This window comes from Streptomyces sp. Y309 (assembly GCF_056712025.1).
The window spans coordinates 6,002,641-6,015,618 of record NZ_CM160048.1 but is presented as its reverse complement, the minus strand read 5'-3'; the positions used below and the strand labels follow the sequence as shown (position 1 = coordinate 6,015,618).

General features: G+C 74.2%; 8 protein-coding genes. 7 read left to right on the top strand and 1 reads right to left on the bottom strand.

Annotated elements, in window-relative coordinates; genetic code table 11:
- The first annotated feature begins 252 nt into the window (after positions 1–252).
- The 7 genes from AC0KTA_RS24670 (at position 253) to AC0KTA_RS24640 (ending at position 11,888) form a co-directional block, all read left to right on the top strand.
- A complete protein-coding gene (locus AC0KTA_RS24670; protein WP_481050405.1) occupies positions 253–1,710 on the top strand; it encodes a hypothetical protein in 1,458 nt (485 codons plus the stop codon).
- Positions 1,711–1,727: 17 nt separating this feature from the next.
- On the top strand, positions 1,728–2,774 hold the full coding sequence (locus AC0KTA_RS24665) for a glutamate ABC transporter substrate-binding protein (protein ID WP_481050404.1): 1,047 nt from the start codon (positions 1,728–1,730) through the stop codon (positions 2,772–2,774).
- An 87-nt stretch (positions 2,775–2,861) separates the two neighbouring features.
- Positions 2,862–4,184: a hypothetical protein gene (locus tag AC0KTA_RS24660; RefSeq protein ID WP_481050403.1), complete on the top strand. Its 1,323-nt coding sequence runs from the start codon at positions 2,862–2,864 to the stop codon at positions 4,182–4,184.
- A complete protein-coding gene (locus AC0KTA_RS24655; protein WP_481050402.1) occupies positions 4,181–6,889 on the top strand; it encodes a serine/threonine-protein kinase in 2,709 nt (902 codons plus the stop codon). The genes AC0KTA_RS24660 and AC0KTA_RS24655 overlap by 4 nt, the downstream gene beginning before the upstream one ends.
- Before the next feature lie 2 nt (positions 6,890–6,891).
- The gene (locus tag AC0KTA_RS24650; RefSeq protein WP_481050401.1) at positions 6,892–8,280 is read left to right on the top strand and encodes a PP2C family protein-serine/threonine phosphatase; all 1,389 of its coding nucleotides are present in this window, start codon (positions 6,892–6,894) and stop codon (positions 8,278–8,280) included.
- A gap of 94 nt (positions 8,281–8,374) precedes the next feature.
- Positions 8,375–9,718 carry a vWA domain-containing protein gene (locus tag AC0KTA_RS24645; RefSeq protein ID WP_481050400.1) on the top strand — a complete coding sequence of 448 codons (1,344 nt, stop codon included), beginning with the start codon at positions 8,375–8,377 and terminating at the stop codon, positions 9,716–9,718.
- 79 nt (positions 9,719–9,797) lie between these two features.
- Complete coding sequence (locus AC0KTA_RS24640) at positions 9,798–11,888, top strand: FHA domain-containing protein (protein ID WP_481050399.1); 2,091 nt, start codon at positions 9,798–9,800, stop codon at positions 11,886–11,888.
- Positions 11,889–11,950: 62 nt separating this feature from the next.
- Here the strand turns inward: AC0KTA_RS24640 and AC0KTA_RS24635 are convergent, their stop codons facing one another.
- The gene (locus AC0KTA_RS24635; RefSeq protein WP_481050398.1) at positions 11,951–12,970 is read right to left on the bottom strand and encodes a methyltransferase domain-containing protein; all 1,020 of its coding nucleotides are present in this window, start codon (positions 12,968–12,970) and stop codon (positions 11,951–11,953) included.
- Positions 12,971–12,978: the final 8 nt, after the last annotated feature.

The following is a 12,978-nucleotide window of genomic DNA, read 5'->3' as shown; positions in this document are numbered from 1 at the left end:
CCTTACGGGACGTAGTCGGCACGCTCCGGCAACTATCAGCCCGTCCGGCGCTTGAGCACGAGGCCGAAGGCCGACCAGCGGGGGACCGCCCCACCCCGGAACCGAACAGATCCCCGTCGCGTGTTCAAAGGTGCCCCCGACCACGAATCCGCACAAGATCAGGTCAAGGCCTGTGCGGATGTCGGCCCCGGCAGCGATACTTGCGCCCGGAAGGAAGGGCCGTCCGAAGACCAAGGGGGAGGTCGAGGTCAGGTGACACACCCACCACAGGCACCACCGCACGCGCCCACGCCGGCCCAACCGCCGCTGCTGCCGCCCCAGGCGGCCGCACCGACGGGAGCACCGCGGCAGGCGCCCACGCCAGAGAGAAGCACGGCGTGGGCCGAGGGCGTGGCCCGCCTGCGCGCGGCAGCGACCACCGAGCCGGGGAAGCTGCGCGCCATCGGCGCCTTCCTGGCCGCCCTGGTTCTCGCCTTCGGCGCCGTCACGGCCTGGCAGACGACCTCCCGCGCGGACGCCGCGGACCGCGTCCTGAACCGCAGCCAGCCGCTGAGCAACGACGCCGCCGCGATCTACCGCTCCCTGGCGGACGCCAACACGGCCGCGTCCAGCGGCTTCCTGGCCGGCGGCCAGGAGCCGGTGAAGGTCCGCGAGCGGTATCAGCGGGACATCGACCGGGCCAGCGAGAAGCTCGCGACGGCCGCGGCGAACGCGGGCTCGGACGCCTCGTCGGCGGCGTCCGTGAGCGAGCTGAACAAGCTCCTGCCGCAGTACACGGCCCTCATCGAGCGCGCCCGCGCCAACAACCGCCAGGGCCTGCCGCTCGGCGGCGCCTATCTGCGGTACGCGAACGACACGATGCAGACCGAGATGCTCCCCGCCGCCGAGAAGCTCTACAAGGCGGAGAACGAGCGCCTGAACGACGACTACGCCGACGCCAAGCCCTACCCCTGGCTCGCGATCGGCTTCGGCGTCGCCGCGCTCGCCGCCCTCGGCTGGGCCCAGCACCGCAACTACCGCCGTACGAACAGGGTGTTCAACACGGGCCTGCTCGCCGCCACGACGGCCGCCGCGGTGGCGCTCCTGTGGCTCCTGGGCGGCCACACCTTCGCCCGCTCCGGCCTCAACGAGTCGTACGACAATGGCGTGAAGTCCCTGAACGTCCTCAACGACGCCCGCATCAGCTCCCTGAAGGCACGGAGCAACGAGAACCTGACGCTGGTCAGCCGGGGCGCCGAGACCGTCGCCGTCGGCAGCGCCACGAAGGACAAGTTCGACGTCGCCTACCAGCGGCAGATGACGCGGCTCGCCGGCGGCAAGGACGGCGGCGGGCTGCTCGACGAGGCCGCGGGTCTTGCCGACGACTCCTCGGGCGAGCGCCCGCTGGAGACGGCCGCGAAGAACGTGACCGAGTGGAAGGACCGCCACAAGTCGGCCCGCGCGAGCGACGACGCGGGTGACTACGAGGGCGCGCTGGACGCGGTCATCGGCGCCGAAGGCACCGAGACCAGGTCGACGGGCGAGTCCTTCGACAACGTGGACGCGGCGCTCGACGTCGCGCTCACACACGAGCTGCGCGAGTTCAAGAGCGCCGCCCAGGACGGCAAGGGCGCGATGGCGGGCCTGCCGGTGGGCGCCGCCGTGCTCGCGGTGCTCGGCGCGGCCGCCGCCGTGCTCGGCATCGGCCGCAGGCTTTCGGAGTACCGGTGATGGGGGGCGCGCGGACGATGCGTACGCGACCTGACGAGAGCGGACAGCACGGCGTCGCGGCACGCACGCGCCGCGGTGTCGCGGTGCTGCGCGGCTGGGGCGGGGTGACCACGATGGCCCTCGCCTGTCTCCTGGCGGCGGCCCTGGTGCTCGCCCTGCCGAAGCTGGGCGGCACCGGCGAGGGCAGCGGTACGGGGGGCGCGGACGGCGGGAGCGGGGCGGTACAGGCCGCGCCCGCGCGCGCGGACGACTGCGACGCGCCGGAGCGCAGCCTGCGGCCCTCCCCCAAGGACGGCCCGACGCTCGAGAAGATCAAACAGCGCAAGGTCAAGAAGCTCGTCGTGGGCGTCGACCAGAACAGCTACCGCTGGGGCTACCGCGACCCCAACAAGGGCGTCGGCAAGCTGGAGGGCTTCGACATCGACCTGGCCCGCGAGATCGCCGAGAAGCTGCTCGGCGACCGCAACGCCGTGGTGTTCCGCGCGATCCCCACCAACCAGCGCGTCCCGGCGATCCAGAGCGGCCAGGTCGACATGGTCGTCCGTACGATGACGATCAACTGCGAGCGCATCAAGGACGTCGCCTTCTCCACCGCGTACTTCGAGACCGGCCAGCAGGTCCTCGCCCCGAAGACATCCGACATCACGGGGTACAACGAGACGCTGAAGGGCAAGAAGGTCTGTTCGGCCGCGGGCTCGACCGCGGAATCGGCGCTCAAGGAGAAGAGCTTCGGTGCCGACATCAGGACCACGGTGCCGAACCAACTCGACTGCCTGGTAAGGCTCCAGCTCGGCGAGGTGGACGCGGTGGTCACCGACAGCGCGCTCGCCGCGGGCCAGGCGGCACAGGACCCGACGGTGGAGCTGAAGGGCAAGGAGCCGTTCACCACGGAGTACTACGGCGTGGCGATGAAGAAGGACGCCGACGACCTGGTGCGCCGCGTCAACGACGTACTGGACGACTACCGCAAGGACAAGGACGGCTGGCGTGCTTCCTACAAGGAGTGGCTCGCCGACGACCTGGGCGACTCGGCGGGACCGCCGAGTCCGAAGTACAAGGACTGACCCGAAGAGCCCGAAGGACTCCGAAGTACAAGGACTGACACCGTAGTTCGAGAGCTGAGAAGTCAACGCAGAGCGGAGAGGTGATCGATGAGCGTCGCGGGACCCCCCGGCCCTGTGATGGACCGGGACGAGGTGGACCGTGCGCTGGTGCGGCTCGACGCCGAGCACGAGGCGATCGAGACGTCGCTCCTCGCCCTCCAGGACCACGCGGGCCGCCGCCTCCTCGAAGGCGCGAAGCTCACCGGCACCACGCACGAGCGCTGGCTCGCCGCCGAGCGCCAGATCACCCTCCTGTGGACGTACTTCGACGCGTACGCGGGCGCCCTGAACACCGCCCGCGAGGTGCGCGAGCGCAGGCGCTGGCCCAACCGCGACGACCTCGTGGAGCTGACCCGGCTGCTGCGCGGCCGGAGCGTCACCGTCGCGGGCGGCTCGTCGTCCGGCGCCGCGCCGTCGATCACGGGGCCCGCGAAGCTCACCGAGGAGTTCACGCTCGAAGAGCTCGTCGCGCGCATGAACGACCTGTACGCGCACTCCCTGGACACGGTCGTCGCCGCCGACGCCGTGTGGTCCGCGCTGCCCGCCCGCATCGACCTGCTCGCCGCCGAACTCCAGCGCACCCGCCAGCTCGCGCACTCCGTGGGCGTCCGCCCCGGCGAGCACCCCTCGGGCGACGACCTGGAGCAGATCACGCAGGAGCTGGCCCTGCTGCGCGAGCAGGTGGTGTCCGACCCGCTGGCGTTCTGGCTGCCCACGCGCGGCAGTTCGGCCCCCGGCGGCGGCCGCCCGCACACCGACCGCTACGACCAGGCCGCCCGCGCCCTGGAGGACGTGCGCCGCGAGATCGACGCCGTGCTCACGGTCCGCCAGGACGCCGAGGCGCGCCTGGGCAGGCTCCGCGACCTGCTGTCCCGCGCGGACCGCACGCTCGCCGAGGCGCGCTCCGCGCGCGGCGAGGTCCTCGCGAAGATCGCCGCCTCCGAGGTGCCCGCCGTCTCCGGGCCGCCCACGGCGCTCCAGGAGCAGCTCGCGATGGCCGCGGACTACCGCAGGAACGCCCAGTGGCACCGCCTCTCCCCGCTCCTGGAGTCCCTGGAGGAGAAGGCCGAGGACGAACTGCTGCGCGCCCGCGAGTCGTTGACGGCGGTCACCGCGCCGCTCGCGGTCCGCGCGGAGCTGCGCGGCCGCCTCGACGCGTACAAGGCGAAGGTGGCCCGGCACGGCCTCGCGGAGGACCCGTTCCTCATCGAGCGGTACGACGCGGCGCGCCGCATGCTCTGGAGCGCGCCCTGCGACCTGCGCGTCGCCGAGGAGGCGGTGCTCCGCTACCAGCGGGCGGCGGCCGACGCGCTGGCGCCCAGGGTCCCGCAGCAGGGCGGGCAGCCCACCGACCGGAGGGGGGAAGCATGAGTGAGCAGACGAGCGGACAGCAGCCGTGTCAGCGGCCCAAGTGCACGGGTTCGTACGAGGACGTGGGCGGCGGCGAGCTGTACTGCGACACCTGCGGTCTCGCCCCGGTCGTCTCGGCGAACGGCATGGTGGGCTCCCCGGCGACGGGCATCACGGTCGGCGGCCGCAGCGGACGCAGCGGCCGGGGCTCGCGCGGCTCGCGCGGCTCGTCGAGCACCGGCACCCGCGGGAGCACCCGCTCCTCGCGGTCCGCGTCGTCGCGCCGCTCGGTCTCGGGGCGGCTCTCGCGCTCCCTGTCCCAGGGCACGTCGGCGCGGTCGGTGTCGGTGCGCAGCTCGGGCTCGTCGGCGGCCTCGTCGGCCCGCGGCAGGCTCGGCGTCGGCCTGGTGTCGGTGCCGCAGGTGCCGCGCCCCGACCCGCGCGACGCGGTGCAGGAGAAGCCCGAGGTGCCCGAGAGGAAGCGGTTCTGCTCGCGCTCCGACTGCGGTGCGCCGGTGGGCCGCGCGCGCGGCTCGCGTCCGGGCCGTACGGAGGGTTTCTGCACCAAGTGCGGCCACCCGTACTCGTTCGTGCCGAAGCTCGACCCCGGCGACATCGTGCACGGCCAGTACGAGGTCGTGGGCTGTCTCGCGCACGGCGGGCTCGGCTGGGTGTATCTCGCCGTGGACCGCGCGGTGTCCGACCGCTGGGTGGTCCTCAAGGGCCTGCTCGACACCGGCGACCAGGACGCGATGGCCGCCGCGATCTCCGAGCGCCGCTTCCTCGCCGAGATCGAGCACGCCAACATCGTCCGCATCTACAACTTCGTCGAGCACCTGGACCAGCGCACCGGCTCCATGGACGGCTACATCGTCATGGAGTACGTCGGCGGCAAGTCCCTCAAGGAGATCGCCAACGGCCGCCGCACGCCCACCGGCAAGCGCGACCCGCTGCCCGTCGAGCAGGCCTGCGCGTACGGCATCGAGGCCCTGGAGGCCCTCGGTCATCTGCACAGCCGCAACCTGCTGTACTGCGACTTCAAGGTCGACAACGCCATCCAGACCGAGGACCAGCTCAAGCTCATCGACATGGGCGCGGTCCGCCGGATGGACGACGACGAGTCGGCGATCTACGGCACGGTGGGCTACCAGGCGCCGGAGGTCGCGGAGGTGGGTCCTTCCGTGGCCTCGGACCTCTACACGGTGGCGCGCACGCTGGCGGTGCTGACGTTCGACTTCCAGGGCTACACGAACGTCTTCGTGGACTCCCTGCCCGACCCCGACCACATCGAGGTCTTCCGTACGTACGAGTCGTTCTACCGGCTCCTCGTGCGCGCCACGGACCCTGATCCCGCGCGGCGGTTCGGCTCCGCCCAGGAGATGGCCGAGCAGCTGACCGGCGTGCTGCGGGAGGTCGTGGCGGTGCAGAGCGGGCGGCCGCGGCCCGCCCTCTCGACGCTGTTCGGGCCCGAAGTGAAGGTCACGGACACGGAGTTGTTCGCGGAGCTGGTGGGGGAGGTGTCGGCGCTCGGGGCGCGGGAGATCGGGCCCGGGATCGGGCAGCGGCTGGGGCTCGGTCTCGTGGAGCCGGATCCGGATCCGGGCGCCGTAGGCGGCGGAGGCGCCGGGGAGTTGGGCGCCGGAGGCGGCGGGGAGTCGGGGGGCGGAGGTGCTGGGGCTCTGGCGGGCGGGGCCGGGGGAAGTGCGCTCGGCGGGGCCGGGGAGAACGGGGCGTCGTCCTCGTCCATGGTGCGTCCGCTGGACGCCCCCGTGGCGGCGCTCGCCCTGCCCGTGCCGCGGGTCGACCCCGGGGACCCCAACGCGGGCTTCCTCGCCGGGCTCGTGGACTCCGCGGGCAGCGAACTGATCGCCGCGCTCGGGGCGGCGCCCGCGGTCTCCCCCGAACTGCGCCTGCGCGAGCTGCGCGCCCGCCTCACCATGGGCGAGCCGGTCTCCGCGGGCAAGGCGCTGGAGTCCCTGGAGATAGACCACCCCGACGACTGGCGGGTGATCTGGTACCGCGGCGTCGCCTCCCTCACCACCGGCGACCACGAGATCGCGGCGCTCTCCTTCGACGCGGTGTACGACGCGTTCCCGGGCGAGCCCGCGCCCAAGCTCGCCCTCGGCGTCTGCGCGGAGGTGCTCGGCCAGTTGGACAACGCCGCGGAGTACTACCGCCTGGTGTGGACGACCGACCCGGGCTATGTCAGCGCGGCGTTCGGGCTCGCCCGGGTGCAGCTCGCGGCGGGCGACCGGAGCGGCGCGGTGCGCACCCTGGAGTCCGTGCCGGAGTCGTCGATCCACTACACGGCGGCCCGCGTCGCCGCGGTGCGGGCGCGGCTGCGGCAACGTATGACGTTCGACACGACGGCCGAGCCCGACGCCCCGTTCCTGGACGACCTGACGGCCGCCGCCGGGCAGGTCGAGGCGCTCGCGGGCTTCGGCCTCGACGCGGTGCGCAGAGAGCGGCTCTCGACCGAAGTCCTCGGTACGGCGCTCGACTGGGTACTCTCCGGTAGCCACTCCGGCCACGCCTCCGCGCCGCCGGCCGCCGCCGGCGACGGTCGTACGGGGACGGTCCTGCTCGGCAGCGAGCTGGACGAGCGCGGTCTCCGGTTCGGTCTTGAACGTTCGTACCGAACCCTTGCCCGGCTCGCACAGGGTGGCCAGGAAAGGATCGAACTGGTGGAACGGGCCAACCGTTTCCGCCCTCGGACGTGGGTGTGAAGATGTCCCAGATGCACCAACCGGCGGCCCTGTCGACGTGCCCGAGCTGCGAGGAGCCCCTGGAGTCGGGCGACTTGTTCTGCGGCGCGTGCGGCTACGACCTCTCGGCGGTCCCGGCCCCACCGTCCGACCGCCCCACCCTCGCGATCAACGGCATGCCTCCCGGTCCTGCTCCCGCCGCCCCGCCGCCGCCCCCGGAAGCGGCTCCGGCTCCGGCTCCGGCCCAGTGGCCTGTCGCCCCCGAGGTCGACAGCACCGACACGCCGGCCCCGACCCACCGCCCCACCGACCTGCCCGGCACCGACTCCTCCGGCACCGAACTCACGGCGCCCGGCGGCTCCCCGGAGCCGGACGAGTACCCGCTGCCCGCCCCCGAGCCCCCGGCCGCACAGCAGCCCGCCGACCCGCGTACGGGCACCGGCTCCCCCGAACTCGCGCCGACGCAAGCGCCGACGCCGCCCGCCGGCACCAAGCTCTGCGTCGCCTGCCGCGCCGGCCACGTCGCCCCGGACGGCTACTGCGAGAACTGCGGGCACGCCCAGCCGCGCGAGCGGGACCACATGGAGCAGGAGTTGGAGGGACCGGCGGCCGTCGCCGCCGTCAGCGACCGCGGCCTGCGGCACCACCGCAACGAGGACGCCTTCGCGATCTCCTCGGCCGCGCTGCCCGACGGCTCCCCCGCCACCGTCGCCATCGTCTGCGACGGCGTCTCCTCGGCGACCCGGCCCGACGAGGCCTCCATGGCGGCCTCGCGCGCCGCCGACGCCGCGCTCCAGGCCGCCCTGCCGCGCGGCACCCACCCGCAGCAGGCCATGCACGACGCGATCGTCGCCGCCGCGGAGGCCGTCAACTCGCTCGCCGCCGAGCCCACTTCGGCCCGCGAGCACAGCCCGCACCAGAACGCCCCCGCCTGCACCCTCGTCGGCGCCGTCGTCGCCGGCGGACTGCTCGTCGTCGGCTGGGTCGGCGACAGCCGCGCCTACTGGATCCCGGTCGACCGCACCGGCCCCACCGCCCGCCTCACCGAGGACGACTCCTGGGCCGCCCAGATGGTCGCCGCGGGCCTCATGAACGAGGCCGAGGCGTACGCCGACGAGCGGGCGCACGCCATCACGGGCTGGCTCGGCGCCGACGCCTACGAACTGGAGCCGCACACCGCTTCCTTCAAGCCGGACCGCCCGGGTGTAGTGGTGGTGTGCACGGACGGCCTGTGGAACTACGCGGAGGCGGCCGAGGACATGGCCCGCGCCGTGCCCGCCGACGCCGCCCTGCGCCCGTTGCACAGCGCCCAGGTCCTCGTCGGCCACGCGCTCGACGGCGGGGGCCACGACAACGTAACAGTGGCGGTCCTGCCGTTCCCGGCCACGCCGCAAGGGGCAGGATCGGCCTAGCGCGGGCGGGCCGGGCCCCGCGTGGCGGGCGCGCGGCCGACGGGAAGAAGTCCCGAGAGGCCTGTGGGAAGTAGTCCTAGGGGGGAGCAGTTCCATGGCCATTTTCTCGAAGTCGAACGTGCCACAGTTCACGGTCGACGTGTACCAGAACGAGTATCTGCCCGAGGGCGGCCGCGAGGTCAACGCGATCGCCACCGTGACCTCGACCGGCGGCGGCACCATCGGCTCCGCGGTCGGCGCGCCCCATCTGTACTCGGCGGGCCAGGGCCCGGACGCCGCGGTCGCGATCATGGTCGACTGCTCGGGCTCCATGGACTATCCGCCGACGAAGATGCGCGGCGCCCGCGACGCCACCGCCGCCGCGATCGACGCCCTGCGCGACGGCGTCCGCTTCGCGGTCGTCGGCGGCACCCACGTCGCCAAGGAGGTCTACCCCGGCGGCGGCCGCCTCGCCGTCGCCGGACCGCAGACCCGCGCCCAGGCCAAGGAGGCGCTGCGCAAGCTCAGCGCCGGCGGCGGCACCGCCATCGGCACCTGGCTGCGCCTCGCCGACCGCCTCCTCGCCTCCGCCGACGTATCCATCAGGCACGGCATCCTGCTCACCGACGGCCGCAACGAACACGAGTCACCGGAGGACCTGCGCGCCTCCCTCGACGCCTGCGCGGGCCGCTTCACCTGCGACGCCCGCGGCGTCGGCACCGACTGGGAAGTGAAAGAGGTCACAGGCATCGCCTCGGCGCTCCTCGGCACCGCCGACATCGTCGCCGACCCGGCCGGCCTCGCCGCCGACTTCACGCAGATGATGGAGTCCGCGATGGGCAAGGAAGTCGCCGACGTCAGCCTGCGGCTGTGGACGCCCATGGGCGTGGAGATCATGTTCGTGAAGCAAGTGGCGCCCACGGTCGAGGAGTTGACCGACCGCCGTACGGAGGCGGGGCCCCGCGCGGGCGACTACCCCACCGGCTCCTGGGGCGACGAGTCCCGCGACTACCACATCTGCGTCCGCGTGCCCGGCGCCGAACTCGGCCAGGAGATGCTCGCGGCCCGGGTCTCGCTGGTCGTGCCCGGCGCCGACGGCACCGTACAGACCCTGTCCCAGGGCCTGGTCAGGGCGGTCTGGACGGACGACATGGCGGCCTCCACCTCCATCAATCCGCAGGTCGCGCACTACACCGGCCAGGCGGAGCTGGCCCAGGTCATCCAGCAGGGCCTGGACGCCCGCAAATCGGGCGACTACGACGGCGCAACGGCCAAGCTGGGCCGGGCCGTTCAGCTCGCCAGCGCCTCCGGCAACGAGGACACCGCCAAGCTCCTTTCCAAGGTGGTGGACGTCGTGGACGCCACGACAGGTACTGTTCGATTGAAGGCGCGGGTCGCCGAGGCCGACGAGATGACACTCGAGACGCGCTCGACGAAGACGGTCCGCGTGAAGAAGTAGTACGCGTACGCGTTGCCAGTACCGGAAAAGCCAGTGCACACGGCCCTCGGGCCGGAGAAGGAGAGGGGGAAGCGCCGACATGCCGACCTGCCCGAACGGACACCAGTCGGGTTCCGACGACTGGTGCGAGGTCTGCGGTCACCGCATGGCTGGTGCCGTACCGCCGCCGCCTCCCCCGCCGCCTCCCGCCGCCGGATACGGCTATCCGCCGGCCCCGGGTCAGCCTGGCGGTCCCGGCCAGCCTGGCGGTCCCGGTCAGCACGGTGGTCCCGGTCAGCACGGTGGTCCCGGTCACCCTGGCGGTCCTGGTCCGGGCGGCCCCGGTGGTCCAGGCGGGCCTGGTGGCCCCGGTCCCGGTGGTCCTGGTCACGGCGGTCCCGGTGGTCCTGGCCCTGGCGGTCCCGGTGGTCCTGGTCAGCAGGGCGGGCCCGGTCAGCACGGCCGCCCGCACCTCTCCGCCGTGCCGGACCTCGGGCCCGAGCCCGAGCTCTGCCCGCAGTGCCGCACGCCCCGCGAGGCCAACGCGCCCTTCTGCGAGGAGTGCCGGTGGAACTTCCTCACCGGTACGGCCACGTCGTACACGCCCGCGGCGCCCAATCCGCCGCTGCCTACGGGCGGGCGGCCCGGTGGTCCGGGGATGCCTGGGCCCGGCGGGCCTGGCGGTCTGGGTGGGCCTGGCCCCGGTGGACCTGGCCCCGGTGGACCTGGCCCCGGTGGACCTGGCCCCGGTGGACCTGGCCCCGGTGGACCTGGCGGCCCCGGTGGGCCCGGTGCTGATGGCCCGGGTGGGCCCTTCGGTGGGCCTGCCTTCGGTGGGCACGGTGGTCCGGGTGGGCCTGGTCCGGGTCCTGGCGGGCCCGGTGGGCCTGGCGGCCCCGACTTCGGTGGCCATGGTCCCGGTGGGCCTGGTCCCGGTGGACCTGGCGGTCCTGGCCCTGGTGGGCCTGGCGGTCCCGACTTCGGTGGCCACGGTCCCGGTGGGCCTGGCGGTCCTGGCCCTGGTGGGCCTGGCGGTCCCGACTTCGGTGGCCACGGTCCCGGTGGGCCTGGCGGTCCTGGCCCAGGTGGGCCTGGTCCCGGCGGTCCCGGTGGGCCGGGCGGGCCTGGCCCCGGCGGCCCTGGCGGGCACGGTCCCGGCGGACCCGGCCCGGGTGGCCCCGGCTCCCCCAACCCCGCCCAGCAGTTCCAGCAGGGCCCGCCCCCTCCCCCGCCCGGCCCCGGCGCGCCCGGTGGCCCTGGCGGTCCCGGTGGTCCGGGCGGCCCGGGTGCACATGGTGGTCCCGGCGGCCCGGGCGGCCCCGGCACCACGTCGCCCGGCGGCCGACCGGCCCCCGGCCCCGGCCAGGACCCGTTCGACTACCAAGGCTCCCGGCCCTCGCAGATGAACCGTCCCGCCGAGCCGATCCCCCCGTTCGGCACCGGCAACGGCGGCACCCCGCCCCCGCCCGGCCCGAACCCGCCCGGCGCCCCGCAGGCGTTCCAGCAGCAGGGTCCGCCCGCGCCGCCCGCGTTCCCGCAGGAGACCGGCGCGCCCCAGGGCCCGCCCCCGCCCGGCCCGGGCGGACCCGGCGGACCCGGCGGCCCGTCCGCGCCGTCCTTCGGCGGCGGCGGTGACGACTGGGTCCTCTCGCCCCCGTCGTCCGGCGCCCCCGGCCAGGGCGGTCCGGGAGGTCCCGGTGGTCCGGGCGGCGGCCCGGACCAGCAGCCCCAGCAGGGCTACCCCGGCCCCGGCCAACAGCCTGGGCCGCCGCAGCCGCAGGGCCCCGCGTCCTGGACCGCGACCATCGGCCCCGACCGTGACTACTTCATGGCGATGATGCAGCGCAGCGGCCCGGAGGCCACGGGCCTGAACCTGCCCGCGTACTCCCCGGAGCAGCAGCGTCCGCTCGTCGGCAACCAGATCACGATCGGCCGCCGCCGCCACTCCACCGGCGACACCCCCGACATCGACCTGTCGGTGCCGCCGGAGGACCCGGGCGTATCGCACCAGCACGCGGTCCTGGTCCAGCAGCCGGACGGCGGCTGGGCGGTCGTCGACCAGAACTCGACCAACGGCACCACCGTCAACGGCGGCGAGGAGCCCATCCAGCCCTTCGTCCCGATACCGCTCCAGGACGGCGACCAAGTGCACGTCGGCGCCTGGACGACGATCACCATCCGCCGCGACTGACCCGCGACTGACCCGCGCCCCCACCGGACGCGGCAGTACCCGAAGGGCCGTACCCCTCGCCGTCACAGCGGCCAGGCGTACGGCCCTTCGGGGTCGTCCAGCCACGCCCACGCGTACTCCCCGCTGACCGTGACCCCGAACCGCTCCCGCACCGGCCGCCCCTCCCGCTGCCACAGCGCCAACGCCTCGTGCGGGTCGAGGCTCCCCGCGGTCAGTTCGAGCAGGAAGCGGAACAGCTCGTTCTGCAGCGCCCGGCGCGGCAGCCCGCCGATGTGCTGCTCGTGCGCCGCGAGGCGCCCGGTCCCGCCGCGCAGCGGCACGAAGTACGCGGGCGTGTGCAGGAACCGCCCCTCCGCGTGCTCGGCGTCCGCCACCCGCAGCGCGATGAGCCCCGTCGCGAGCGGCGCGAGCACCCGCGCGCCCGGGCGGCACTGCGCGAGCCAGGCCCGCGGCACCGAGTGGAGCGTGCAGGTCGCGATGATCCGGTCGAAGGGCGCCCGCTGCGGACAGCCCGCGGCGCCGTCACCGGTCACGACGGCCGGCCGGTATCCGGCAGCCGCCAGATGCCGCCGCGCGGACTCCGTGATCTCGGGGTCCAGATCGACGGTCGTGACGTGCTCGTCCCCGAGCCGATGCGCGAGCAGCGCCGCGTTGTACCCCGTACCGGCGCCGATCTCCAGTACGTCGTGCTCCGCACCGTCACCGACGTGCAGCTCCACCAGCATCTTGGCCATCAGCGAGGGCTGGCTGCTGGAGGAGACCAGCTCCCCGTCCCGTACCCGCGTGGCCAGCGGCGCGTCCGCGTACGCCCCGCGCAGCCACCGCGCCCGCCGCACCGGATCCGGGTCCTCGCCCCACAGCCGCTCGTACCCGACGCCCGTGGCCACGTAGTAGTACGGCACGAAGAGGTGCCGCGGCACCTCCTGGAACGCCTCCCGCCAGGCCGGATCGTCGTCCCAGGCACCGCTGGCCTCGATCTCCCGCACCAGCGCGAGCCGTGCCTCGACGGCCTGCACGGGGTCGGGTCCCACGGGGCCCCCGGGTCCTTCGGGTTCCTCGGCGAGCGGAGCATGCGCACCCATACCCCCAC